This window comes from Tenacibaculum profundi (assembly GCF_057162725.1).
In genome coordinates this window covers 1,557,173-1,582,139 of sequence record NZ_CM169894.1, presented here as the reverse complement: position 1 = coordinate 1,582,139, position 24,967 = coordinate 1,557,173, and the positions used below count along the sequence as shown (strand labels likewise).

Sequence of the window (24,967 nt, the reverse complement as noted above, 5' to 3'; positions counted from 1 at the left end):
ATTTGAGATGAGAATGAGTTTAAATATAGAATATTTTTCTAAAAATTTGGTTTTAATTGGTATTTGTCGTAAAACTTATTGAAATGCTCAACAGCTTCATCAGCAGAATCGACGAGTCTAAATAAATTTAAATCTTCAGGACTTACATTACCTTCTTCAATTAACATGTTTTTAATCCAATCAATTAACCCTCCCCAAAATTTTTTGCCGACAAGAACAATAGGAAACCTTCCTATTTTTTTTGTTTGGATTAATGTTATGGCTTCAAATAATTCGTCTAAAGTTCCAAAACCTCCTGGCATTACAACAAAACCTTGCGAGTATTTTACAAACATCACTTTTCTGACAAAGAAATAATCGAAGTCTAAACTTTTTCCAGGATCTATCCATGGGTTGTCGTGTTGTTCAAATGGAAGTTCTATATTAAGTCCAACAGAGATTCCTTTTCCCCTATTGGCACCTTTATTTCCTGCTTCCATTATTCCTGGTCCCCCTCCAGTAATAACACCAAAACCATTTTGTGTTAATTTATATGCTACTTCTTCTGCAAGTGCATAATAGGGGTGTTCGGGTTTGGTTCTTGCTGATCCAAAAATTGAAACACAAGGACCTATTTTGCTTAATTTTTCATAACCATCAACAAATTCAGCCATGATCTTGAAAATAGCCCATGAATCATTTGTTTTTATTTCATTCCAAGTTTTTTGCTGTAACTTTTCTCTTATTTTTCTGTCATCATTTGGAATCATATTCAAATCTTTTTATTGTTAAGTCTTCCCAAAAAGGAAGCTTGCTAATTTAACTGTTTTTATTGTTTTAAATTAAAAAAAGAGGTTAAAAACTTTTTAAATTAATGAGTTCGAAACGAAAATGTTAAAAGGGGTAGATCTTACTTATTCTTAGCTGATTTGAAAGGTTTAGTAAATTAGCAACACTAAAATAGTATGATAATAACTAAGGACTTTTTAAAAAAAACCTTCTAAATAAAATAGATAAATATCAAAAGTAAATTAGTCTTTCTGAAGAGTGTTTCAAAATATTGCGCTTTATTTGTTAAAAAAAATGTTAAAATTTTAAAAAAAAATGTTAAATTTGCCAACCTGTTCTTTAGAAGTCCCCCAAAAAAATCTTTAAAATAGAGTTATTTTATTAAAGTAGCATTGTATAAATGTAAGAGAGTTTATGTTGTTGATAGATAGGTGTTTTAAAGTTGGTTTACAGGCCTTTCATCAAAAAAGTAATAAAATCTCTTTTGAACTAAATATTAATTATGGGGGGTATGGTAAAGAAAATTTCATTTTTTATTTTTATTGGGGTATTCAATTTTCAAAGCATTTTAGGTCAGTTTGTTGTAGGTGCATCACGCATAGACAATGCGGCACAGTTTGAAGTGGTATCAACAAACAAAGGGGTGTTGTTGCCTAGGGTTCAATTAACAGGGACAAATGATGTAACAACAGTTAATAATGTGTCAATAGGCTCAAAAGAGAGTTTATTGGTTTATAATACGGCTACGGCGAACGATGTTATTCCAGGGTATTATTACTGGGATAAAAACAAGTGGATTCCGTTAATTGGAACAGATAATCAGAATTTAACATTGTCAGGAAATAATTTAAGTATTGTAGGAGGAAATTCTGTTTCACTTTCTTCTTTAGATACCGATAATCAGATACTTTCACTTTCGGGAACAAATCTTGCTATTCAAGGTGGAAATACAGTTAACCTAAATCCTTTAAAAGACAACTTAGGGAATCATACTGCAACAACTACCTTACAAATGTCAAAGCAGAAAATAGCAAATGTAGGTCATATTGAATTTGCAGCAGGAGGAGGTGCGAGAGAAGGGTATATCGGAAACGATAATAACAATATGCAATATGTTGCGGAGCAAGGAGCTCACTTGTTTCAAGGAGGAAACGTAGGAGTTGGGATTGCTCCATCGTTTAAATTACATGTAAATGGAAGAACAAAGCTCGATGGTGCTGATGCAGGGACTTGGATTGAAGCAGGTGCAAATGATTGGTTCTTAGGGAGAGAGAATGCTAGTTTTCGTTTGTGGAATAATGGTAATAAATTTAATTTAACGCCCTCAGGGAATTTGTGGACTGCTGGAACTACTACTATAGGTAATTTAGCTGCTGTCTCGGGATCTACTTATGCAACAGTAACAGAAAATGATGGAACTCTAAGGAAACAATCTTGGCAGAGTGTTAAGGATTGGATAGTGGGTGAGGTGCCATCATCGGCAGATAATTTAGGGAATCACAATGCGACAACAAGATTATGGATGAGTGGGAATGAAATTCAAGGAGCAGGAAGCAATACTTTGATAAATGGAGTGGAAGTAGGTCAAGTAGGTCATGGAGGTTCTTGGCTTGGTTTAGCAAATAAAAATCAAGCGACTAAATCGGGATATGCGTTAATCCAAAATAATGTAGGACAAACATTGCTAAATACTCAGAGTGGTCAAAAAATAGGCTTTAGAGTGGCGAATACTGAGAAAATGACAATGACTTCTAATGGTAATTTTGGTGTTGGAGTAATTTCTCCATCTGCAAAATTAGATGTAAATGGAAATGTGAGAATCAGATCAATCGCAGGTGGTACAACATCAGACCAGGTAGTTACTGTTGATGCTAATGGAAATGTTAAAAAAGTAGCAATGTCAACAGTTGGAGGGCAAGGAAACACAGATAACCAATCGTTAAGTTTATCAGGCACAACTTTGTCTATTAATCGTGGAAATGCAGTAAACTTAAATTCTTTAAAAGACAACTTAGGAAATCATACAGCAATAACAACTTTGCAAATGTCAAAGCAAAAAATAGCGAATGTTGGCCATATAGAGTTTGCTTCCGGAAGCGGGGCGAGAGAGGGGTATATTGGAAATGATAACAATAATATGCAATATGTTGCAGAACAAGGTTCTCATGTGTTTGGAGGAGGTAATGTTGGTGTCGGAATTAGCCCATCCTTTAAACTTCACGTTTCAGATAGAATGAAAATGGATGGGGTAGCTGCAGGAACATGGATTGAAGCTGGAGCGAACGATTGGTTTTTAGGTCGTAATAGTTCAGACTTAAGAATTTATAATAATGGTGATAGAGTTACCTTTAAACCAAATGGAAATGTAGGAATTGGAACGTCTAATCCTTCATCTAAGTTAACTGTTGCAGGTAACGTGAGGTTTATTTCGAATCGACCTAGTTTATTTTTTGATAGACAAGGAGGGTCTACTTGGCATATGTATGTAACAAATGGAGAGGGGAATATTGATCAAAATGATTTTATTATTAGGAAAAGAGGTGTGTCTGGTAATCCATATATGGTAATTAATGACAAGTCAGGTAATGTTGGTTTTGGTGTTGAAAACACTCAAGGGCATAAAATTAGGGCACTTGGTTCGATCAGAGGAACAAGGTTTGTTTCAGATACAAAAAGTTATCCTGATTATGTTTTTGATCACTATTATGATGGCTCGTCAGAACTAAATGAAAAATATACTTTCCTAAGTTTAGAGGAGGTAGAGGAGTATACTAGACAAAATGGTCATTTACCTGGAGTTTCTTCAATTAGAGATATAAAACGTGAAGGTGGTATAGATATTTCTAGATTAGGTGTTCAAAACCTGGAAAAAATAGAGGAGCTATATCTTCATATTATAGAATTAAATAAGACCATAAATTCATTAAAAGAAGAAAATGAGGAGTTAAGCAATAAACTTAATTCTGAAATGACTCAAATGAACGACCGTATTGACCAACTTTCTAAATTGGTTAAGAAATCTTCAAAGTAATAGTAATAATTTTTAAATTAATTTCTATATGGAAGATCGATTAACAATAAAATTAAAGATGTCAAGGAAGAAGGTAAGAGGTATTATTTTTTTATTCTTTGTTGTGCTTGCTTTAATTTGTGAAGAGGGGAGTGCTCAACAAAATGTGGTATCAAACAAGAGTAGAAATGAGGGGGTCTCTGCTTCCTATGATGAGTTATTAGTAAGTTCAACAGGTAACTTGATTAATAATGGAGAAATGTTTATTTATAATGATTTGAGTAATGAAGGTGAAATATCTTTTGAAACCCAATCTTCGGTATTCAATTTTAAAGGTCAAGTGTCGCAAAAAGTTGCGGGAACAGGTAATTCTTTATTTAGCAATGTACTTTTTGATAATGCAAGTGAGAAAGCTCCTTTTTCAATTGAGAAGAACATTGTCCTTAAAGGAAATGTAGATTTTTCCGATGGAATTATATCTTATTCAAATGATGGACTTATGATTTTTGATGAATCATCTACAGTGCAAAATGTTTCAGGGGAAAGTTTTGTTGAAGATAGAGTTCGTAAAAAAGGAAATCAAGAATTTGTATTTCCTATTGGAGATAACAGAGCTACAAATTATGTGTATCGAAAACTTAAAATGGAAGCACCATCAAGTACTTCTTCAGTAGTAGATGCTCAATATTTATGGGAAAACCCAGGAAGAGTTTATAGTGCTAGTTTAAAGGAGGATAGAATTGAGGTTATTGATAATGAGGAGTATTGGGTTGTTGATGATTTTAATGGAAATACTTTACCTAATTTAACATTTTATTGGAATTTAGCTACTACACCATCGTCAATTCTAACTTCAGATTTCCTTGATAGGATTATTGTTGCTAGATGGGACGGGGGAAAATGGATACAGGAAGAAATAGTAAATATTGATGTGGCAAGTTCTTCTATAAAAATAAAACCATCAGGAGATGGAGTTTTCACTTTTGCCTTATTAAAAACAGTATTACCAGACTATTCTCCGACACTTTTAACCAATAAAACGCAGATAAATGGTAGTAAAGGAGTTATTGATTTTGTAATTCTTGTAGCCGAGTCCAATGGGGAGAATTCAAACGGAGTTAATCCTGTAGAAGTAAGAATACCAGATAGCAAGCGTTTTCGTTTTTCTTTTAATGATCAATTAACGAGCCTTAATGGGCATGAACTAAATAATTTTAATTGGATATATAAGTTAGAGAATGGATTACACAAATTTACTCATAAAGATATATTCATTGGAAAAAGTGTTGAGAAAATTGGGGTAAATGCCATTTTTATTTCTCCTGAAAATTCAAAAGGAGAAGTTCCTCTTAAGGTTACAATAAAGGCTGATTCAGGTGGCCAAGAAAATAGAGGAAATGACAACGATCAAGATATTTTAAAATATAGCAACAAAAAATGATTTTCCCAGATGTATATTAGTTTAAAGCTTATAAAAACAATGTTGCTTATGAGTTAGTAAGCTTTGAGGAGGATAAGATGTTTTTATCTTATCCTTTCTTTTTTAGTTCTTTTTTTAAAAATTTAGCAGTATAGCTCTTTTTATGCTTTATAATTTCTTCAGGAGTCCCGTAGATTAATATTTCTCCCCCCCCCTTACCTCCTTCGAGTCCTACATCAATGATATGATCCGCAAGTTTGATGACATCAAGATTGTGTTCTATGATTAGTACTGTATTTCCTTTGTCTGTTAGTTTATTTAATACATCCATTAGAACTCTGATATCTTCAAAATGAAGTCCTGTAGTAGGTTCATCAAGTATATAGAAAGTATTCCCTGTATCCTTTTTTGAAAGTTCACTAGCTAATTTAATGCGTTGCGCTTCTCCTCCAGATAAAGTTGTCGATTGTTGTCCAAGTGTTATATATCCTAAACCAACATCTTTAATTGTTTTTAATTTTCTATATATTTTAGGAATATGCTCAAAGAAATCTACAGCATCATTAATGGTCATTTCTAACACATCGGAAATAGATTTTCCTTTGTATCTAATTTCTAAAGTCTCTCTATTAAAGCGTTTTCCCTGACACGCCTCACATTCAACATGAACATCTGGTAAAAAATTCATCTCAATCACTTTAAGACCTCCGCCTTGGCAAGTTTCACAACGTCCGCCCTTAACATTAAAGCTAAATCTTCCAGGTTTATATCCGCGTATTGAAGCTTCCGGTGTTTTTGCAAATAGACTTCTAATTTCACTAAAGACTCCAGTATAAGTTGCAGGGTTAGACCTAGGAGTTCTTCCAATGGGTGATTGATCAATATCAATAACTTTATCAATATACTCTAGTCCTTCAACATCTTTGAAGGGCATAGGTTTTTTTACACCTCTATAAATATGTGCGTTAAGTATAGGGTAAAGTGTTTCATTTATTAAAGTAGATTTACCACTACCTGAAACACCCGTAATACAAATCATTTTACCAAGAGGAAATTTAACGGAAATATTTTTTAAGTTATTGCCGCTTGCTCCAATTAACTTAATAAAATTACCATTTCCTTCACGTCTCTTTTGAGGGACTTCTATTAGCTTTCTTTTGGATAGGTAATCAGCAGTTAAGGTATCTTGCGATTTCAAATCGTCAAAAGTACCTTTACTAACAATTTCCCCTCCATGCCTTCCTGCTCCAGGTCCAATATCTATAACAAAATCTGCATGCTTTATCATATCTTCATCATGTTCAACAACCAAAACAGAATTTCCAATATCTCTTAGTTTAACTAATGAGTTAATTAATTTTTCATTATCACGTTGATGCAATCCAATACTTGGTTCATCTAATATATACAATACGCCAACAAGTTGAGAGCCAATTTGAGTTGCTAATCTAATTCGTTGGGCTTCTCCCCCAGAAAGTGATTTAGAAGTTCTGTCTAACGTTAAATAATCAAGGCCAACATCTAACAGGAATTGAATTCTGGTACGTATTTCTTTTAATATTTCAGAAGCTATTTTAAGTTGCTTTTCTGAAAGTTTGCTCTCTATATTTTCAAACCAACCAAAAAGCTCGGTAACATCCATTTGAGCTAGTTGACTAATGTTTTTGCTATTAATTTTGAAGTGAAGTGCCTCCTTTTTTAAGCGCTTACCTTCACAAGTAGAACAAGAAACTTCATCCATGAAGCCCTTGGCCCATCTTTTTATAGATGAACTATCTGAGTTTTTATATTGACTTTGAATAAAAGCAATAATTCCTTCGAAATCTATTGCGTACTTTCGGGTAACACCAGCAGTTTTAGATTGAATTGAAAATGTTTCTTTTCCTCCATTAAGAATCACGTTTAAGGCCTCTTGAGAAATACTTGAAATGGGGTCAGATAATTTGAATTTATAGCGTTCAGCTATAGTTTGCAGTTGTTTAAAAATCCAACTATTCTTTTGTTCTCCAAGAGGGATGATGCCTCCATTTTTTATAGAAATACTATCATCGGGAATAACTTTTTTTAAATTTATTTCGTTAGTAGTGCCAAGTCCGTTACAATGATAACAAGCCCCTTTGGGCGAGTTGAAAGAAAAAGTGTTAGGTTCTGGATTTGGATAAGCAATTCCAGTAGTAGGGCACATTAATTCTCTACTAAAATATCTTGGTTTTACATTGTCAACATCAATAATCATTAAAATGTTATTACCAGTATATAATGCAGTTTTAATCGTTTCTTCTAATCGTTTTTCAAAATCTTTATTGACAATCAATCGATCAATTACAACTTCAATATCATGAGTTTTGTAACGATCTAGTTTCATTCCTTTTTCGATTTCTCTAATTTTTCCATCAACTCGAACTCTTACAAATCCTTGTTTAGCAATTTGCTCGAATAATTCCCGATAATGTCCTTTTCTGGATTTAATTAATGGTGCAAGAACAGCAATACGCTTTTCATCAAAATCTTTCAGAATTAGTTCTTTGATTTGGTTGTCTGAATAGCTAACCATTTTTTCACCAGTATTATAGGAATACGCATCAGCAGCACGAGAATAAAGTAAACGAAGAAAGTCGTATATCTCTGTAATAGTTCCGACCGTTGATCTAGGGCTTTTATTAGTTGTTTTTTGCTCTATTGAGATAACAGGAGATAATCCATCTATTTTGTCAACATCAGGACGTTCTAATCCTCCAAGAAATTGACGAGCGTACGCTGAAAAAGTTTCAATATATCGTCTTTGTCCTTCAGCGTAAATAGTATCAAAAGCTAAAGATGATTTTCCGCTTCCGCTCAAACCAGTTATGACCACTAACTTTTCACGAGGTATTTTGAGATCAATGTTTTTCAAATTATGAGCTCTAGCCCCGTAAATTTCAATATATTCTTGCTCTTTCAAAATCGTTTGTTTTCTAAAAAAAAAGCAAATTTAATGAATACTTATGTATTTCAATATTAGGAATTGTTTATAAAATGAGTTTATTTTTTACTCTAAAGTCAAAGTATAAAACTGAATAAAGACCTTTTTAGAGTCAATACAGTTTATATCTATTCGATTTTAATTAGTTCAACTACTGTATTATTCTGATTAATGAAAAATATTCAATTAAGTAAATGTTTTTTTACGAGAAAAATAAAATTTGTAATACGTGCAGATTTTAACATTTAAACTCTTTTTATTTCTATAATTATGATATCTTTATCTTTGGTATTGTTTAAAACGAAAAGATGACATTTATTCATTCAGTACGATATTTTTTCGAACGTAACGGTTTTTATGTATCCTCTAGATTAGCTGACAGATTTGGTATTAGAGCGGTTAATGTTAGATTGTTTTTTATTTATATATCCTTCGTTACCGTAGGTCTTTCTTTTGGGGTGTATCTAACTTTGGCTTTTTTGCTACGCCTCAAGGATATAATATACACTAAGAGGTCTTCAGTCTTCGATCTATGATAAATGTTGTTTTTAAGTCACGCTTATATAAAGCGATCTTTTTTTCCTTGCTGATTTTGAGTTTTGGAATAGGAGGGTATCAAATATTTTTTGACTATTCTTTTATTGATGCCTTGTATATGACTGTGATTACCATTACAACTATTGGGTTTGGAGAAGTTCATCCTTTTGGGGTAGAAGAAAAGATTTTTACAGTTATTTTAATATTACTAGGTCTGTTTATATTCGGTTATGCAGTGTCTTTGTTTTCTGAATATCTAATTAGTGGTCAATTTTTTTATCAATTAAAAGTAAAACGAGTGCAAAAAAAAATAGAAGAGTTAAAAGGTCATACTATTGTCTGTGGCTTTGGAAGAAATGGCAGACAAGCAGTATCGAAATTAATGAGCTATAAAAAGAAAATTGTTGTAATAGAAAAGGATAAAAATTTAATCAGAGAGTTAGATGAAGCTGGTGTTTTAAATGTAGAAGGGAATGCTACAACTGATGAGACACTAATCAAAGCTGGTATTCTAAAAGCAAATAACCTAGTAACGGTATTACCTTCTGATTCAGATAACTTATTTGTAGTTTTATCTGCTAGACAATTGAATAAAAAAAGTAAGATTATTAGTAGAGCATCTAAAGAGAGTACCTACAGTAAATTAAAAATAGCAGGTGCAGATAATGTAATAATGCCTGATAAGTTAGGAGGAGCGCACATGGCTTTATTGGTAGTAACACCTGATGTTATCGAGTTTGTAGATCGACTAACCATTGAGGGCGATACTTCTGCAAATTTGGAAGAAGTGTCGGTAAATGAACTTCCAATTGAATACCTTAATAAAACAATTTTAGATTTAGATATGAGAAAAAAAACAGGTTGTACCGTTATTGGTTATAAATCTCCTGAAAAAGAGTATATTATCAATCCTGATGTCTCTGTAAAGTTAATTAAAGACTCCAATCTTATCGTTTTAGGTAGGCCAGAACAAATTCATAGATTGAGAGAACTATTTTAAAGATTGATTTTATTTCATAATTCAAATGATTAAAATAATTATAACAGGGAGTAATGGCCTGCTAGGTCAAAGCTTGTTAGCATTGTTGTTAGGGAGAAAAGATAAATATGAGGTTGTTGGTTTTTCAAGAGGAATAAATAAAAGCGGTAGACACGATTTCCAATATGTATCAATTGATCTAACGAACGAAAGTCGTTTGTTTGAAGAGTTAGAAAGAGTAAAACCTGATGTTATTGTTAACACAGCTGCTATGAAGCAAGTCGATCAATGTGAAAAAGAGAAATATCTATGTGAAGAAATTAATGTACAACTTGTCGATAACCTAATTCAATTTTCAGAAAAAAACAACGTCTATATTGTCCATCTTTCAACAGATTTTATTTTTGATGGGGATAAAGGTTTTTATAAAGAAAATGATATTCCAAGTCCTTTAAACTATTATGGAGTTTCAAAATGGAAAGCCGAGAAAAAGTTAATAGAATCTAATGTAAACTATGCAATTTTACGTACGATTTTAGTTTATGGAACAGATGTTAGAGTGTCATGTAGTAATATTGTTTTATGGGTGAAAGAATCACTTGAGTCTGGTGTGAAAATTAATGTTGTAGATGATCAATATAGAATGCCTACACTTGTTGATTCTCTCGCTGAGGTATGTCAAGCAGTAATAAAGAAAAGAAAAAAAGGAATCTTTAATGTTTCCTCTAAAAAGCTGTTGAGTGTTTATGATATAGCAATGGAAATAGCAGAGGTATTTAATCTAAATAAAGAGTTAATTTTTCCAATTTCAACAGAAAAACTAAGTCAGTTTGCTAAAAGACCAAAAATAACTGGATTCGATCTCAGTAAAACAGAAAAAGAATTCCAATTAAATTTTAAAGAGTTTAGTTATGATTTAAAAAGATTTAAACAAAAAATAACTTAAAAAATACTTTTAACTAAGAAAACTTGGGGGAGGTTTTATTTTTTAAGATATTGCATCCCACTAATTTAAAAAAATAATACTTTTTTATACACTTACATTATGAGGAAAAAATTACTATTCCTAATTACTTTTATATTACCAATGTTAACATTCGCGCAGGAGAAAGGACTTGCAGAAAAAATAAATGAAGGTTTTAAACCAGTAGCAGATGTCTGGGGAAGCTTTGTGTTTTATCCGGTAAAACTTGGAGAAAGGGTTGAAATGCCTTTGGTTATTATAATGTTACTTTTAGCAGGGTTGGTGTTTACTATAATTTTTAAATTTGTAAATGTTAGATTATTTCCAACTTCGATTAATATTGTGAGAGGTAAATATGACAGCGTTGATCATGCTTCTTCAGACAGTATGAAAGGAGATTCAACACCCGGCGGAGATGCTATTGAGACCATCAGAATTGAAGGGAATCAGGGAGAGGTTACCCATTTTCAAGCGTTGACAGCAGCCTTATCTGGGACAGTGGGGTTAGGAAATATTGCTGGTGTTGCTGTAGCTCTTTCTTTAGGAGGTCCAGGGGCAACATTTTGGATGATAGTTGCTGGTTTATTAGGAATGTCATCAAAATTTGTTGAGTGTACGTTGGGGGTTAAATATCGAGATGTTGGTGAAGATGGAACAATTTATGGTGGTCCCATGTACTATCTTAAAAAAGGTTTGACAGATGTAGGTAAGAGCACTTTAGGGAAGGTGTTAGCTGCAATTTTTGCGATTATGGTTGTTGGAGGATCTTTTGGAGGAGGAAATATGTTTCAAGCTAACCAGGCAGCTCAACAATTTGGAAGTATGATTGGTTCAACCAGTTTGTCAACTGCTTTGATTTTTGGTGTTATAATGTCCTCTTTAGTGGCGGTTGTAATTATTGGAGGAATAAAGAGGATAGGGAACATAACTGAGAAAATTGTGCCATTCATGGTTGGGATTTATTTTTTAGCAGCTGTAATAATTCTGGTAGCTAATTTTTCTCAAATAGGAAATGCTTTCGGTCAGATTATAGATGGAGCTTTTAATGCGAAAGGCATTTCGGGAGGTTTATTGGGTGTTTTAATCATTGGTTTTCAAAGAGCAGCTTTTTCAAACGAAGCTGGAGTTGGTTCGGCTGCTATAGCACATTCTGCAGTTAAAACAAAATATGCCGCTTCGGAAGGATTAGTTGCCTTACTGGAGCCATTTATAGATACGGTAGTTGTTTGTACAATGACAGCGCTAGTTATTATTATTACTAATGGAGACGGAAGTATAATGACTTATGGCGTGAAATCTCCAGATGGAGTTTTAGCAACCTCTAAGGCATTTGCTTCAGTATTACCATGGTTTCCATACATTCTCACCGTAGCAGTTGTTCTTTTTGCTTTTTCTACAATGTTATCTTGGTCTTACTATGGGTTACAGGGGTGGATGTTTTTATTTGGTCGTTCAAAAATGTCTGATTACGCTTATAAGATATTGTTTTGTATGTTTATAATAATAGGTTCAGCAGCTAGTCTAGGAGCAGTAACAGATTTTTCAGATGCCATGATTTTTGCTATGGCTGTGCCTAATGTAATAGGTTTATGCTTTTTATTCCCAAAAGTTAAAGAAGAACTATCGAAATACTTAAAAGCAATTGGTGTCATAAAGGATTAACCACAGGATTATAAAATGAAAAATTATAAGCTCTATTTCATAATTGATAAACAATTTAGAAATGGGGCTTTTGTTTTGTCTTTACTCATAGTAATACTTCAGTTTGCGTATTTCTATTTCGATTTATTAAAATCAGACCCCAATATTTACAATCAAGAAGATGCATCAATATTGATCCATAAAATTGATAGTTTAAAAGAACTTAAGAGTGTGGGGGAAGGGAAAAAACTCTACAAATTTAACCCTAACTATATATCTGATTATAAAGGTTATATATTGGGGATGTCTGTTGAGGAAATAGATAAACTTTTTGACTATCGAAAGAAAAATAAATTTGTGAATTCAGCAAGAGATTTTCAGATTGTTACAGGTGTTTCTGATAGTTTGTTAAAAGTAATTTCACCTTATTTCAGATTTCCAAAGTGGACTTATAATAACAGAGAATCGAAAAGTAAAGGTTTAAATCTTATTGATTTGAATAACTTTAAAAATGATACGAATAATGCTGATTTAAAAGACATTAATGATGTTTCTAGGTCAGAATTAACTGAATTACTAGGAGGAAATGAAATATTAGCTAATAGAATCGTTAAGTATCGTACTAAGCTAAAAGGGTATACTTATGATGCTCAATTACAAGAGGTTTGGGGGCTTAGCGATAATGAGTTAAATTTAATTCAGAAATCTTATCGAGTACTAAAAAAACCTTATATTAAAAAGATAAATGTGAATACAGCTAGTTTTAAAGAAATTTTGAGTTTACCATATATTGATTACAATCTGTGTAAAAAAATTTTTGATTATAAAGACGAGTTTGCAGAAATACAAAAGATTGAAGAATTAAAAAAGATAACAAATTTTCCTATTAAAAAATACGATAGAATAGTGTTATATTTGTCTGTAAAATAAACAACAACTAATTTAAGATCTAATGAATAATATGTACTTTACTGAAGAACACAGCTCTTTTCGTCAAAGTTTTAAAGACTTTTTGCAAAAGGAAGTCGTTCCGTATATAAATAAATGGGAAAAGGAAGGCAAGGTAGAAAGGTTTATTTGGAAGAAGTTTGGAGAAATGGGATATTTTGGATTAAATCAACCAGAAAAATATGGAGGGTTAAATCTAGATCTCTTTTATACAGTGATTTTTTTGGAAGAACTTCAAAAAATAAATTCAAGTGGTTTTGCGGCAAACATGTGGGCACATGCATATTTAGCAATGACACATTTAAAAGAAGAAGCAGATGAAAGAATTAAAAGAGAATATTTAACACCAAGTATAGAGGGTGATAAAATAGGATGTTTATGTATTTCAGAGCCGTTTGGAGGAAGTGACGTTGCAGGAATGAGAACAACAGCTATATTAGATGGAGACAACTATGTTGTCAATGGTTCAAAGACTTTTATAACAAACGGGGTTTATTCGGATTATTTAATTGTGGCTGCCAAAACTAATCTGGAGGAGAAACATAAAGGAATAAGTATTTTACTTATAGATCGATCAACTAAAGGAGTTTCTGCTACAAAGTTAGATAAACTAGGGTGGAAAGCTTCAGATACAGGTGAAATAGCTTTTGATAATGTAATTATTCCAAAGGAAAATCTTTTGGGACAAGAAGGTCTCGGTTTCTCCTATATAATGCAGCATTTTGCTTTGGAAAGACTGATTATGGGAATCAATGCACATGCAAGAGCGGAGTATGCAGTTAATTATGCATTGGATTATATGAGAGAAAGAAAGGCATTTGGAAAACAATTAAATGAATTTCAAGCATTACGTCATAAAGTAGCTGAGATGGCTAGTAAGGTTGATATGTGTCGAGAATATAATTATTCAATAGCTAAAAGACTTGACGAAGGCACTTATATCGTAAAAGAGGCAAGTATGAGTAAGTTGCTTTCAACAAAAATTGCAGATGAAGTTATTTATGATGCACTTCAGTTGTTAGGTGGATATGGCTATATGGAAGAATACCCAATGGCAAGACTTTTAAGGGATAGTCGTTTAGGCCCTATAGGAGGCGGGACTTCTGAGATATTGAAAGAGATTATAGCTAAAATGATTATCGATAAAAAACAATATAAAACAATGATTTAGGTTTAATATCTTTGAAATTATTTTTTTGATAAACATCGAATAGAATGATGGCTTTTTTTCTAATTCTCTTGTTTATTTAATTTTAATAAAGTATTGCTTTTTAAAAAAAACTGAATATATTTGCAACCTTGTTAAATAAATTTACAAAAAATAAAAATTTTACATGAAAGGAGGTGCCGAAAAATGTTAATAATACCTGTAAAAGAAGGTGAAAATATTGATAGAGCTTTAAAGCGTTATAAGAGAAAGTTCGATCGAACGAAAACAATGAGACAGTTGCGCGATAGAAAGCAATTTACGAAACCTTCAGTAGCGAAAAGAGCTCAAAAAATAAAAGCAACCTATGTACAAGGCATAAGAACAGCCGAAGAAGTAGGTTAAACTTCATAAAAATAGCCCACATTTTAAATGTGGGCTATTTTTTTATTGTGTATATTAACAATTGTTACTTTTGTGTATGGATCAAATAATGGTGAAAAAATTTTTAGAGTATTTAGAATATGAAAAAAAATATTCTCCTCATACGATTTTGGCTTATAGAAAAGATATTATGGATTTCATTTGTTTTTGTAAAGAAGAATTTAATCAATGTTATGAAGATGTGAGTTATAGCCAAATAAGGAGTTGGATTGTACAATTGACTAGTGGTAAATTGACAAATAGAAGTATAAATAGAAAACTAAGCTCTTTAAAAACGTTCTTTAATTATTTAGTAAAGATAGGAGAGGTAACTAAAAGCCCTATGATGAAGCACAGGTCTTTAAAGGAGCAAAAGAAAATAAGTATACCTTTCAACGAAAAAGAAATAAATGAGGTAATTGATATAATAAAAACAAAAGTTGGTTTTGAAGGGGTTAGAGATAGATTAATTTTAGAGTTGTTGTATTCAACTGGGATTAGACGGGCAGAGCTCATCAATATAAAAACAAAAGACTTGTATTTCGAAGAAGGTGTATTGAAAATAATAGGCAAGGGGAATAAAGAACGATTCGTTGTTTTACTACCTTTCGTTATTGAAACAATAAAGGTATACCAATTGGAGCGGAAAATGCTTAAAGAAATAAAAGATAAAGACTATCTATTGCTTACAAAAAAGGGTGTTAAAATGTATGAAACACTTGTTTATAGGATAATTAATTCGTACTTTAGAAGAGTTTCCACGAAGGTTAAAAAAAGTCCCCATGTCCTCAGACATGCATTCGCTACTCACTTAATAAATAGAGGAGCGTCTTTGTTTTCGGTTAAGGAATTGCTAGGGCATTCAAGTTTAGCCTCAACTCAAGTCTACACAAATAGTAGCTTAGAAGAATTAAAACAAGTGTATAATAAAACTCACCCTAGAGAGTTTGATTAAAAATTGGAAAATTATGAAGGTATTCACGCAATCGGTTAACTTTACAGCTGATAAGAAGTTGTTAGATTATATTGAAAAAAAAGTAGAAGGGTTAGAGAAGTTTCATGATAAGATTGTTGATGTCGAGGTATATTTAAAAGTTCAAAAAACAAGTGAAAAGGAAAATAAGATTACGGAATTAAAAATAAATATTCCAGGTAATGAATTAATGGTGAAAAAACAATGTAAAACTTTCGAAGAAGGTGTTAGTATTGGAGTAGAGTCGTTAAAAAGACAACTTCAGAAAGCTAAAGAAAAATCAAGAGCAAGCCTTGCTTTGTAAAAAATAATTAAAAAAAGTTTTCAAAAATTGAAAAATACTTTTACATTTGCAGTCCGTTAGAAATAGCGGACTGTTTTTATACAGTAACAAGCCGATATAGCTCAGCTGGCTAGAGCAGCTGATTTGTAATCAGCAGGTCGTGGGTTCGAGTCCCTCTATCGGCTCTAAAAGATCTTTAAAATAAAAATGTGAATGGGGAGATTCCAGAGCGGCCAAATGGGACGGACTGTAACTCCGTTGTCTTACGACTTCGCAGGTTCGAATCCTGCTCTCCCCACAATTTTTTAAAGCGGGAGTAGCTCAGTTGGTAGAGCGTCAGCCTTCCAAGCTGAATGTCGCCGGTTCGAACCCGGTCTCCCGCTCAAAGTCTTTTAGGCCGGTGTAGCTCAGTTGGTAGAGCGCATCCTTGGTAGGGATGAGGTCACGGGTTCAAATCCCGTCATTGGCTCTTTTAGAGTTGTAAAAACAGAGGTTTTAAAGTAACACTAAATATATTTAACTAAGAATTAAAATTAATAATCATGGCAAAAGGAACTTATGATCGTTCGAAACCGCATTTAAACGTCGGTACTATCGGTCACGTAGATCACGGTAAGACAACTTTAACTGCTGCAATCACTAAAGTTTTAGCTGACGCAGGATATTCTGAAGCAAGAGCTTTTGATCAAATAGATAATGCTCCTGAAGAGAAAGAGAGAGGTATTACAATAAACTCTTCTCACGTAGAATATGCAACTCAAAATCGTCATTATGCACACGTTGACTGTCCAGGTCACGCGGATTACGTAAAGAACATGGTAACGGGTGCGGCTCAAATGGATGGAGCTATTTTAGTAGTTGCTGCTACTGACGGTCCTATGCCTCAAACTCGTGAGCACATACTATTAGGACGTCAGGTTGGTATTCCACGCATCGTTGTTTTCTTAAACAAGGTTGATATGGTTGATGATGAGGAGCTGTTAGAATTGGTTGAAATGGAAGTTAGAGATTTGTTGTCTTTTTACGAGTATGATGGAGATAATGGTCCAGTAGTTTCAGGTTCTGCATTAGGAGCTTTAAACGGTGAGGAGAAATGGGTTAATACTGTTCTTGAGTTGATGGAGAAAGTTGATACATGGATTGAAGAGCCACCTAGAGATACTGAAAAAGATTTCTTAATGCCAATTGAAGATGTATTCTCTATCACTGGTCGTGGTACTGTGGCAACAGGACGTATCGAAACTGGAATTATAAACACAGGAGACGCGGTTGATATCATTGGTATGGGTGAAGAAAAATTATCTTCTACTGTAACAGGTATTGAGATGTTCCGTCAAATACTAGATAGAGGAGAAGCTGGTGATAATGCTGGTATCTTGTTAAGAGGTATTGATAAAAAAGATATCAAGAGAGGAATGGTAATCTGTAAGCCAGGTTCTGTAACTCCACACGCTAAGTTTAAAGCTGAGGTATATATCCTTAAGAAAGAAGAAGGTGGTCGTCACACTCCTTTCCATAATAACTATCGTCCACAGTTTTATGTACGTACAACTGATGTAACAGGGAATATTGCTCTTCCTGATGGTGTAGAAATGGTTATGCCTGGTGATAACTTAACAATTACTGTTGATTTGATTCAACCTATTGCTTTAAATGTAGGTTTACAGTTTGCTATCCGTGAAGGAGGTAGAACAGTAGGTGCTGGTCAGGTAACTGAATTATTAGACTAATAATATAGTTTTACTATATAAATAAATTTAAGGAGTCTATCTTTTAACGAAGGCTCCTTATAAAATACGGGTTTAGCTCAGTTGGTAGAGCACTGGTCTCCAAAACCAGGTGTCGGGAGTTCGAGTCTCTCAACCCGTGCAACTCTCAAACGAGTTATGGTTTTTACTGTAACTCGTTAAAAGGATAATAAGATATGACTAACTTTATACAATACATCAAAGATTCTTTCGAAGAATTAAATACAAATATGACATGGGTTACAAGAGAAGAGGCTCAGAAGTCTACTGCTATTGTAGCTGCTTTTACAATTGTTTTTGCATTAGTTGTTGCAGGCATTGATAAAGTCTTTCATTTAGGATTAGACAATTTCTTTCAAATGTTTTAATGATGGCAGAATCAATGATGAAATGGTATGTTGTTAGGGCTATAGGAGGTCAAGAAAATAAGGTTAAAACTTATATAGAGACTGATATAGCTCGTCATGGACTTTCAGACTTTGTTAACCAAGTTATAGTACCAACTGAAAAAGTTATACAAGTTCGAAATGGAAAGAAAATAAACAGAGAACGAGTTTATTTTCCTGGTTATGTAATGGTTGAAGCTAATTTAGCTGGTGAGGTACCACACGTTATAAAAGCAGTAACAGGTGTTATTGGTTTTTTAGGGGAGACTAAGGGAGGAGATCCTGTACCTATGAGAAAGGCAGAAGTCAATAGAATGTTAGGGAAGGTAGATGAACTATCTGTTAAAGATGAAAATGTGGCGATTCCTTATTCTGTGGGAGAGACTGTCAAAGTAATTGACGGACCGTTTAATGGATTTGATGGGACCGTTGAAAATGTAAATGAAGAAAAGCGTAAGTTAGAAGTAATGGTGAAAATCTTTGGTAGAAAAACACCATTAGAACTTAACTATATGCAAGTTGAAAAAATATAATTGTTACACCTATATATTGATGTGTTTTAGGCTTCCATTTAAAACATGTCTTTAAATCTTAAACAATGGCAAAAGAAGTAAGTAAATTAGTAAAACTACAAGTTAGGGGAGGTGCTGCGAATCCATCGCCACCAGTTGGACCCGCTTTAGGTGCTGCCGGTGTTAATATCATGGAGTTCTGTAAGCAGTTTAATGCTCGTACTCAAGATAAACAAGGTAAAGTATTACCTGTTGTGATAACGGTTTATAAAGACAAATCGTTCGAATTTGTTGTAAAAACCCCACCAGCTGCAGTACAATTATTAGAAGCGGCCAAAATTAAGAAAGGTTCGGGTGAACCTAATAGAAAGAAAGTAGCAAGTGTTACTTGGGATCAAATTAAAGTAATAGCAGAGGATAAAATGGCTGATTTAAATGCATTTAAAGTTGAGTCTGCAATGAAAATGATTGCAGGTACAGCTCGATCTATGGGATTAACAGTAACAGGTGATGCTCCTGCATAAACTAAAAGAGATTTAGAAATGGCAAGATTGACTAAAAAACAAAAAGAAGCTCGTGCTAAAATTGATAGCTCTAAAGTTTATGATTTAAACGAAGCATCAGCTTTAATAAAAGATATTACCAAAGTAAAATTCGATGCTTCTGTTGATTTAGCAATTCGTTTAGGTGTTGATCCACGAAAAGCTAATCAAATGGTAAGAGGTGTGGTAACGTTACCTCATGGTACAGGTAAAGATGTTAAAGTTTTAGCATTAGTGACTCCTGACAAAGAAGCAGAGGCTCAAGCAGCTGGTGCTGATTATGTTGGGTTGGATGAATATTTACAAAAGATAAAAGGTGGATGGACTGATGTTGACGTAATTATTACAATGCCTAGTGTAATGGGTAAATTAGGACCATTAGGACGTATTTTAGGACCTAGAGGTTTAATGCCCAATCCTAAAACAGGTACAGTAACTATGGATGTTGCAAAAGCAGTTCAAGAGGTTAAAGCTGGTAAAATCGATTTCAAGGTTGATAAAACTGGTATCGTTCATGCAGCAATTGGAAAGGCTTCTTTTGATGCACAAAAGATTGCTGAGAATGCAAATGAATTAGTTCAAACACTTATTAAATTAAAGCCAACAGCAGCAAAAGGTACTTATATAAAAAGTATTTTTATGTCTTCAACTATGAGTCCTAGTGTCGCTGTAGATGTAAAATCAGTATCTTAAGGCTGTTAAAACCTTTTAATCATGACTAGAGAGGAAAAATCAAAAGTAATTCAAGATTTAACGGCACAGTTAGCAGATACAAATACCGTCTATTTAGCAGATATATCTGGTTTGGACGCAATATCTACATCTAACTTACGTAGAGCTTGTTTCAAAGCTAATGTAAAATTAGCTGTCGTGAAGAATACATTGTTAGCAAAAGCAATGGATGCTTCAGAGAAAGATTTTGGTGAATTACCAGAAACTTTAAAGGGTAATACTTCAATGCTAATAGCAGAGGCTTCAAATGCTCCTGCGAAAGTTATTAAAGAGTTTAGAAAAAAGTCAGAGAAACCTTTGTTGAAAGGTGCTTATGTTGAGGAGGCAGTTTATGTTGGAGATGACCAATTAGATGCACTTGTTAACATCAAATCTAGAGAAGAACTTATTGGAGATATTATCGGATTATTACAATCGCCTGCTAAGAATGTTGTTTCAGCACTTCAATCAGGTGGAAGTAAGTTAACTGGTATATTGAAAACATTATCAGAAAAATAATTAAGCGCACTAATAAACTAAATAATAAAAATTTCAAAAAACAATTAAAATGGCAGATTTAAAAGATTTCGCAGAGCAATTAGTTAATTTAACAGTAAAAGAGGTTAATGAATTAGCTGATATTTTAAAAGATGAATATGGTATTGAGCCAGCAGCAGCAGCTGTTGCTGTTGCAGGTCCAGCAGCTGGAGGAGGTGAAGCAGCTGAAGAAAAAACTGAATTTGACGTTATCTTAAAAGCTCCAGGAGGATCTAAATTAGCAGTTGTTAAGTTAGTTAAAGAATTAACTGGATTAGGATTAAAAGATGCTAAAGCAATCGTAGATGAGGCTCCAAAAGCTATTAAAGAAGGAGTTTCTAAAGATGAAGCTGAAGGTCTTAAAAAGTCTTTAGAAGAAGCAGGAGCTGAAGTAGAGCTTAAGTAATTACTTCTTCCCGTGATTATATAACCGGGAAAAACAATAAAGGTTTAGGTACTAGGGATTTAACTTTCTAGACCTAAACCATTTTGTGTATATATTCGTTCTTTATTTCATCACATTTATTTTTAGGTGTGATAACTTTTCTGTAAAATTTTAATTTACAGTGAATTATAGCAACAAGTTTGCTTGTTGAAACTCAAAAGTTTCAAAAAAAATATTTTTAATTAAAAAATAGTATCTCTTTTGGCAACGATAAACACCACTGAAAGAATTAATTTCGCATCATCGCAGCTGGGAACTGATTACCCTGATTTTTTGGATATACAAGTGAAGTCTTTCCAGGATTTTTTCCAATTGCAAACAAAAGCGGAAGAGCGTGGGAATGAAGGTTTGTATAAAACTTTCTTGGATAACTTCCCGATTACGGATACCCGTAATCAATTTGTTTTAGAATTTTTAGATTATTTTGTAGATCCACCAAGGTATAGTATTGAAGAATGTATTGAAAGAGGGTTGACTTATAGTGTACCTTTAAAAGCACGCTTAAAACTTTATTGTACAGATCCTGAGCATGAAGATTTTGAGACAATCGTGCAAGACGTTTATTTAGGGACTATACCCTATATGACCAACTCTGGAACATTCATAATTAATGGGGCTGAGCGTGTTGTAGTGTCCCAGTTACATCGTTCTCCTGGTGTATTCTTCGGTCAATCTTTCCACGCTAATGGAACAAAGCTTTATTCCGCAAGAGTTATTCCTTTCAAAGGATCATGGATTGAATTCGCAACAGATATCAATCAGGTAATGTATGCGTATATTGATAGAAAGAAGAAACTACCAGTAACAACATTATTTAGAGCTATTGGTTTCGAAAGAGATAAGGATATATTAGAAATTTTTGATTTAGCTGAAGAAGTAAAAGTAACAAGGGCTGGATTAAAAAAAGTACTTGGAAGGAAGTTAGCTGCCAGAGTTTTAAAAACTTGGCATGAGGATTTTGTTGATGAAGATACAGGTGAAGTTGTTTCTATAGAGCGTAATGAGATTGTTTTTGATAGAGACACTATATTAGACAAAGAGCACATAGAAGAGATTATTGAATCAGGCACTAAAACAATACTACTTCATAAAGAAGATAATCAGCAGGCTGATTACGCCATTATACATAATACATTACAAAAAGATCCTACGAATTCTGAAAAGGAAGCAGTAGAGCATATTTATAGACAACTACGTAACGCTGAACCACCTGACGAAGAAACTGCAAGAGGTATTATTGAAAAATTATTCTTTTCGGAACAACGTTATAGTTTAGGTGAGGTAGGGCGTTTTAGAATGAATACAAAACTTAATCTGAATGAAGATTTAGATCAAAAGGTATTAACAAAGAACGATATTATCACGATTATTAAGTATTTAATCGAATTAATAAATTCAAAGGCTGAAGTTGATGATATCGATCACTTATCTAATCGTCGTGTTAGAACAGTTGGTGAACAGTTAGCTGGCCAATTTGGAGTAGGTTTAGCCCGTATGGCTCGTACTATTCGTGAACGAATGAATGTTCGTGATAATGAGGTTTTTACTCCGATTGATTTAATTAATGCAAAAACATTATCTTCTGTAATTAATTCATTTTTTGGAACCAATCAGTTGTCTCAGTTTATGGATCAGACAAATCCATTAGCAGAAATAACACACAAAAGACGTTTATCAGCTTTAGGACCGGGAGGTTTATCACGCGAGAGAGCAGGTTTTGAGGTTCGTGATGTGCATTATACTCATTATGGACGTTTATGTCCGATTGAAACACCCGAAGGACCCAATATTGGTCTTATTTCATCTTTAGCAGTATTTGCAAAGGTGAATAATCTTGGGTTCATTGAAACTCCTTATAAAAAGGTTGAAAATGGAGTTGTTTCTCCTGAGGATCCAAGATATCTTTCTGCAGAAGAGGAAGAAGGAATGAAAATTGCCCAATCGAACTTACCTATCAATGAAGATGGTACATTTGGTACTGATAGAGTTATTGCCAGAGAAGAAGGCGATTTCCCTGTAGAAACACCAGAGGCTATTAATTATATGGACGTCGCTCCAAACCAAATCGCTTCTATTTCCGCTTCACTAATTCCTTTTTTAGAGCACGATGATGCGAACCGTGCTTTAATGGGATCAAATATGATGCGTCAGGCGGTTCCATTATTGCGTCCAGAATCCCCTATTGTAGGGACTGGATTAGAAAGAAGAGTTGCTAAAGATTCTCGTATTTTAATCAATGCTGAAGGGGCAGGAGAAGTTGAGTATGTTGATGCTAATAAGGTAATAATTAAGTACGACAGAACTGATGAGGAACGAATGGTAAGCTTTGATCCAGATGAGAAATCCTATGATCTTATAAAATTTAGAAAAACAAATCAAGGTACATGTATAAACCTAAAGCCAATTGTAAAAAGAGGGGATAGAGTTGATGAAGGACAAGTACTTTGTGAAGGGTACGCAACACAACAGGGTGAACTAGCATTAGGAAGAAACATGAAAGTTGCTTTCATGCCTTGGAAAGGATACAACTTTGAGGATGCTATTGTAATTTCTGAAAGAGTTGTAAGAGAAGATATTTTTACCTCTATACATATAGATGAATATTCATTAGATGTTAGAGACACAAAATTAGGAGCAGAAGAATTAACAAATGACATACCTAACGTATCAGAAGAGGCAACAAAAGATCTCGATGAGAATGGTATGATTAGAATTGGAGCTGAGGTTAATCCTGGTGATATATTGATCGGTAAGATTACACCAAAAGGAGAGTCGGATCCAACACCAGAAGAAAAGTTATTGAGAGCTATTTTTGGTGATAAAGCAGGTGATGTAAAAGATGCATCACTTAAAGCCTCTCCGTCACTAAGAGGAGTTGTAATAGATAAAAAATTATTTAAGAGAGCTGTAAAAGATAAAAATAAAAGAGCTAGGGATAAAGAAGCAATCGCTACTTTAGAAGCTTCCTTTGTTTCTAAATTTGATAGCTTAAAAGAGAGATTAGTAAATAAATTATTCGAATTAATTAATGGAAAAACTTCACAAGGAGTATTTAATGACTTAGGTGAAGAGGTATTACCAAAGGGTAAGAAGTTTACTCAAAAAATGTTGAATTCGGTTGAAGATTTTACGCATTTAAGTGGTACTTGGACAACTGATAAAGAAATAAATAGATTAGTTGTTGAATTGGTTCATAACTATAAGATCAAGTTAAATGACCTGCAAGGTGTTTTACGCCGTAAGAAATTTACTATTTCTGTAGGAGATGAATTGCCAGCAGGTATCCTAAAGCTAGCTAAAATTTATGTTGCTAAGAAACGTAAATTAAAAGTTGGAGATAAAATGGCAGGACGTCATGGAAACAAAGGTATTGTGGCTCGTATAGTTAGACAAGAGGATATGCCTTTCTTAGAAGACGGGACACCTGTTGATATCGTACTTAATCCTTTAGGAGTACCGTCTCGTATGAATATTGGTCAGATTTATGAAACTGTTCTTGGATGGGCAGGACTTAAATTAAATCAAAAGTTCGCAACTCCAATTTTTGATGGGGCGTCCTTAGATGAAATAAATGGTTATACTGATGAAGCAAGTATTCCTCGCTTTGGACATACATACTTATATGATGGAGGAACAGGAAAACGTTTTGATCAGCCAGCTACCGTTGGAGTAATTTATATGATTAAGCTAGGGCACATGATTGAAGATAAGATGCATGCACGTTCGATTGGTCCATATTCTTTAATCACGCAGCAACCATTAGGTGGTAAAGCTCAGTTTGGTGGTCAACGTTTTGGAGAGATGGAAGTTTGGGCACTTGAAGCATATGGAGCTTCAAGTATTCTGAGAGAGATCTTAACAGTTAAATCGGATGATGTATTAGGAAGAGCGAAAACATATGAAAGTATAGTTAAAGGAGAGGCAATGCCTGAACCTGGTTTACCTGAATCGTTTAACGTATTATTACATGAACTTAAAGGTTTAGGTTTAGACGTTAAATTAGAAGAATAATCACAGTGAATTGCCTTAAA

Annotated in this window: 21 protein-coding genes and 5 tRNA genes; 24 read left to right on the top strand and 2 right to left on the bottom strand. The window is 33.5% G+C overall.

Going from position 1 to position 24,967, the window contains the following annotated elements; translation table 11 throughout:
- Nucleotides 1-38: 38 nt before the first annotated feature.
- The gene (locus AC2GW8_RS06435; protein ID WP_440881944.1) at nucleotides 39-749 is read right to left on the bottom strand and encodes an LOG family protein; all 711 of its coding nucleotides are present in this window, start codon (nucleotides 747-749) and stop codon (nucleotides 39-41) included.
- A 530-nt stretch (nucleotides 750-1,279) separates the two neighbouring features.
- On the opposite strand from AC2GW8_RS06435, the gene AC2GW8_RS06430 reads away from it, so the two are divergent.
- Together AC2GW8_RS06430 and AC2GW8_RS06425 are read left to right on the top strand one after the other, a co-directional pair.
- The gene (locus AC2GW8_RS06430) at nucleotides 1,280-3,799 is read left to right on the top strand and encodes a phage tail-like protein (protein ID WP_440881943.1); all 2,520 of its coding nucleotides are present in this window, start codon (nucleotides 1,280-1,282) and stop codon (nucleotides 3,797-3,799) included.
- 28 nt (nucleotides 3,800-3,827) lie between these two features.
- The gene (locus AC2GW8_RS06425; RefSeq protein WP_440881942.1) at nucleotides 3,828-5,219 is read left to right on the top strand and encodes a hypothetical protein; all 1,392 of its coding nucleotides are present in this window, start codon (nucleotides 3,828-3,830) and stop codon (nucleotides 5,217-5,219) included.
- Nucleotides 5,220-5,307: 88 nt separating this feature from the next.
- Here the strand turns inward: AC2GW8_RS06425 and uvrA are convergent, their stop codons facing one another.
- On the bottom strand, nucleotides 5,308-8,139 hold the full coding sequence (gene uvrA, locus AC2GW8_RS06420; protein ID WP_440881941.1) for an excinuclease ABC subunit UvrA: 2,832 nt from the start codon (nucleotides 8,137-8,139) through the stop codon (nucleotides 5,308-5,310).
- Nucleotides 8,140-8,468: 329 nt separating this feature from the next.
- Here uvrA and AC2GW8_RS06415 point away from each other — a divergent pair, with 329 nt between their 5' ends.
- The 22 genes from AC2GW8_RS06415 (at nucleotide 8,469) to rpoB (ending at nucleotide 24,947) form a co-directional block, all read left to right on the top strand.
- Nucleotides 8,469-8,696, top strand: a complete 228-nt coding sequence (locus AC2GW8_RS06415; RefSeq protein WP_440881940.1) for a PspC domain-containing protein — start codon at nucleotides 8,469-8,471, stop codon at nucleotides 8,694-8,696.
- A complete protein-coding gene (locus AC2GW8_RS06410) occupies nucleotides 8,693-9,697 on the top strand; it encodes a potassium channel family protein (protein ID WP_440881939.1) in 1,005 nt (334 codons plus the stop codon). Before AC2GW8_RS06415 ends, AC2GW8_RS06410 begins: the two co-directional genes overlap by 4 nt.
- Before the next feature lie 25 nt (nucleotides 9,698-9,722).
- The gene (locus tag AC2GW8_RS06405) at nucleotides 9,723-10,622 is read left to right on the top strand and encodes an SDR family oxidoreductase (protein ID WP_440881938.1); all 900 of its coding nucleotides are present in this window, start codon (nucleotides 9,723-9,725) and stop codon (nucleotides 10,620-10,622) included.
- 99 nt (nucleotides 10,623-10,721) lie between these two features.
- The gene (locus AC2GW8_RS06400; protein ID WP_440881937.1) at nucleotides 10,722-12,302 is read left to right on the top strand and encodes an alanine/glycine:cation symporter family protein; all 1,581 of its coding nucleotides are present in this window, start codon (nucleotides 10,722-10,724) and stop codon (nucleotides 12,300-12,302) included.
- A gap of 15 nt (nucleotides 12,303-12,317) precedes the next feature.
- Nucleotides 12,318-13,211: a ComEA family DNA-binding protein gene (locus AC2GW8_RS06395; protein WP_440881936.1), complete on the top strand. Its 894-nt coding sequence runs from the start codon at nucleotides 12,318-12,320 to the stop codon at nucleotides 13,209-13,211.
- 22 nt (nucleotides 13,212-13,233) lie between these two features.
- Nucleotides 13,234-14,400 carry an acyl-CoA dehydrogenase family protein gene (locus AC2GW8_RS06390; protein ID WP_440881935.1) on the top strand — a complete coding sequence of 389 codons (1,167 nt, stop codon included), beginning with the start codon at nucleotides 13,234-13,236 and terminating at the stop codon, nucleotides 14,398-14,400.
- 183 nt (nucleotides 14,401-14,583) lie between these two features.
- Nucleotides 14,584-14,781, top strand: a complete 198-nt coding sequence (gene rpsU, locus AC2GW8_RS06385) for a 30S ribosomal protein S21 (protein ID WP_440881934.1) — start codon at nucleotides 14,584-14,586, stop codon at nucleotides 14,779-14,781.
- Between the two features lie 88 nt (nucleotides 14,782-14,869).
- Nucleotides 14,870-15,754, top strand: coding sequence for a tyrosine-type recombinase/integrase (locus AC2GW8_RS06380; protein WP_440881933.1), 885 nt, complete (start codon nucleotides 14,870-14,872; stop codon nucleotides 15,752-15,754).
- 13 nt (nucleotides 15,755-15,767) lie between these two features.
- The gene (hpf, locus tag AC2GW8_RS06375) at nucleotides 15,768-16,076 is read left to right on the top strand and encodes a ribosome hibernation-promoting factor, HPF/YfiA family (protein WP_440881932.1); all 309 of its coding nucleotides are present in this window, start codon (nucleotides 15,768-15,770) and stop codon (nucleotides 16,074-16,076) included.
- A gap of 90 nt (nucleotides 16,077-16,166) precedes the next feature.
- Nucleotides 16,167-16,240, top strand: a tRNA-Thr gene (locus AC2GW8_RS06370).
- A 30-nt stretch (nucleotides 16,241-16,270) separates the two neighbouring features.
- A tRNA-Tyr gene (locus tag AC2GW8_RS06365) sits at nucleotides 16,271-16,353 on the top strand.
- A 12-nt stretch (nucleotides 16,354-16,365) separates the two neighbouring features.
- Nucleotides 16,366-16,438: transfer RNA gene (locus AC2GW8_RS06360), tRNA-Gly, on the top strand.
- A gap of 13 nt (nucleotides 16,439-16,451) precedes the next feature.
- Nucleotides 16,452-16,524 (top strand) — tRNA-Thr (locus AC2GW8_RS06355).
- 73 nt (nucleotides 16,525-16,597) lie between these two features.
- Nucleotides 16,598-17,785, top strand: coding sequence for an elongation factor Tu (tuf, locus tag AC2GW8_RS06350; RefSeq protein WP_440881931.1), 1,188 nt, complete (start codon nucleotides 16,598-16,600; stop codon nucleotides 17,783-17,785).
- A 66-nt stretch (nucleotides 17,786-17,851) separates the two neighbouring features.
- A tRNA-Trp gene (locus tag AC2GW8_RS06345) sits at nucleotides 17,852-17,924 on the top strand.
- A 55-nt stretch (nucleotides 17,925-17,979) separates the two neighbouring features.
- Nucleotides 17,980-18,171 (top strand): preprotein translocase subunit SecE, encoded by a 192-nt coding sequence (gene secE / locus AC2GW8_RS06340; protein ID WP_440881930.1) that lies wholly within the window; start codon nucleotides 17,980-17,982, stop codon nucleotides 18,169-18,171.
- A gap of 2 nt (nucleotides 18,172-18,173) precedes the next feature.
- Nucleotides 18,174-18,722, top strand: a complete 549-nt coding sequence (gene nusG / locus AC2GW8_RS06335; RefSeq protein ID WP_440881929.1) for a transcription termination/antitermination protein NusG — start codon at nucleotides 18,174-18,176, stop codon at nucleotides 18,720-18,722.
- 65 nt (nucleotides 18,723-18,787) lie between these two features.
- Nucleotides 18,788-19,225: a 50S ribosomal protein L11 gene (gene rplK / locus AC2GW8_RS06330; protein ID WP_440881928.1), complete on the top strand. Its 438-nt coding sequence runs from the start codon at nucleotides 18,788-18,790 to the stop codon at nucleotides 19,223-19,225.
- 18 nt (nucleotides 19,226-19,243) lie between these two features.
- Nucleotides 19,244-19,936: a 50S ribosomal protein L1 gene (gene rplA / locus AC2GW8_RS06325; RefSeq protein WP_440881927.1), complete on the top strand. Its 693-nt coding sequence runs from the start codon at nucleotides 19,244-19,246 to the stop codon at nucleotides 19,934-19,936.
- A gap of 21 nt (nucleotides 19,937-19,957) precedes the next feature.
- Nucleotides 19,958-20,473 (top strand): 50S ribosomal protein L10, encoded by a 516-nt coding sequence (rplJ, locus tag AC2GW8_RS06320; RefSeq protein WP_440881926.1) that lies wholly within the window; start codon nucleotides 19,958-19,960, stop codon nucleotides 20,471-20,473.
- Nucleotides 20,474-20,522: 49 nt separating this feature from the next.
- Nucleotides 20,523-20,897: a 50S ribosomal protein L7/L12 gene (gene rplL, locus AC2GW8_RS06315; protein WP_408032775.1), complete on the top strand. Its 375-nt coding sequence runs from the start codon at nucleotides 20,523-20,525 to the stop codon at nucleotides 20,895-20,897.
- Nucleotides 20,898-21,137: 240 nt separating this feature from the next.
- Nucleotides 21,138-24,947, top strand: coding sequence for a DNA-directed RNA polymerase subunit beta (rpoB, locus tag AC2GW8_RS06310; protein ID WP_440881925.1), 3,810 nt, complete (start codon nucleotides 21,138-21,140; stop codon nucleotides 24,945-24,947).
- Nucleotides 24,948-24,967: the final 20 nt, after the last annotated feature.

Bases quoted from the DNA above. Each gene is read 5' to 3' on its own strand.
- AC2GW8_RS06400 (WP_440881937.1), top strand. From the start codon at position 10,722: ATGAGGAAAAAATTACTATTCCTAATTACTTTTATATTACCAATGTTA.
- rpsU (WP_440881934.1), top strand. From the start codon at position 14,584: ATGTTAATAATACCTGTAAAAGAAGGTGAAAATATTGATAGAGCTTTA.
- AC2GW8_RS06410 (WP_440881939.1), top strand. From the start codon at position 8,693: ATGATAAATGTTGTTTTTAAGTCACGCTTATATAAAGCGATCTTTTTT.
- rplA (WP_440881927.1), top strand. From the start codon at position 19,244: ATGGCAAGATTGACTAAAAAACAAAAAGAAGCTCGTGCTAAAATTGAT.
- hpf (WP_440881932.1), top strand. From the start codon at position 15,768: ATGAAGGTATTCACGCAATCGGTTAACTTTACAGCTGATAAGAAGTTG.
- AC2GW8_RS06380 (WP_440881933.1), top strand. From the start codon at position 14,870: ATGGTGAAAAAATTTTTAGAGTATTTAGAATATGAAAAAAAATATTCT.
- tuf (WP_440881931.1), top strand. From the start codon at position 16,598: ATGGCAAAAGGAACTTATGATCGTTCGAAACCGCATTTAAACGTCGGT.
- nusG (WP_440881929.1), top strand. From the start codon at position 18,174: ATGGCAGAATCAATGATGAAATGGTATGTTGTTAGGGCTATAGGAGGT.
- rplJ (WP_440881926.1), top strand. From the start codon at position 19,958: ATGACTAGAGAGGAAAAATCAAAAGTAATTCAAGATTTAACGGCACAG.
- AC2GW8_RS06430 (WP_440881943.1), top strand. From the start codon at position 1,280: ATGGTAAAGAAAATTTCATTTTTTATTTTTATTGGGGTATTCAATTTT.
- AC2GW8_RS06415 (WP_440881940.1), top strand. From the start codon at position 8,469: ATGACATTTATTCATTCAGTACGATATTTTTTCGAACGTAACGGTTTT.
- secE (WP_440881930.1), top strand. From the start codon at position 17,980: ATGACTAACTTTATACAATACATCAAAGATTCTTTCGAAGAATTAAAT.
- rplL (WP_408032775.1), top strand. From the start codon at position 20,523: ATGGCAGATTTAAAAGATTTCGCAGAGCAATTAGTTAATTTAACAGTA.
- AC2GW8_RS06425 (WP_440881942.1), top strand. From the start codon at position 3,828: ATGGAAGATCGATTAACAATAAAATTAAAGATGTCAAGGAAGAAGGTA.
- AC2GW8_RS06435 (WP_440881944.1), bottom strand. From the start codon at position 749: ATGATTCCAAATGATGACAGAAAAATAAGAGAAAAGTTACAGCAAAAA.
- rplK (WP_440881928.1), top strand. From the start codon at position 18,788: ATGGCAAAAGAAGTAAGTAAATTAGTAAAACTACAAGTTAGGGGAGGT.
- AC2GW8_RS06390 (WP_440881935.1), top strand. From the start codon at position 13,234: ATGAATAATATGTACTTTACTGAAGAACACAGCTCTTTTCGTCAAAGT.
- AC2GW8_RS06405 (WP_440881938.1), top strand. From the start codon at position 9,723: ATGATTAAAATAATTATAACAGGGAGTAATGGCCTGCTAGGTCAAAGC.
- AC2GW8_RS06395 (WP_440881936.1), top strand. From the start codon at position 12,318: ATGAAAAATTATAAGCTCTATTTCATAATTGATAAACAATTTAGAAAT.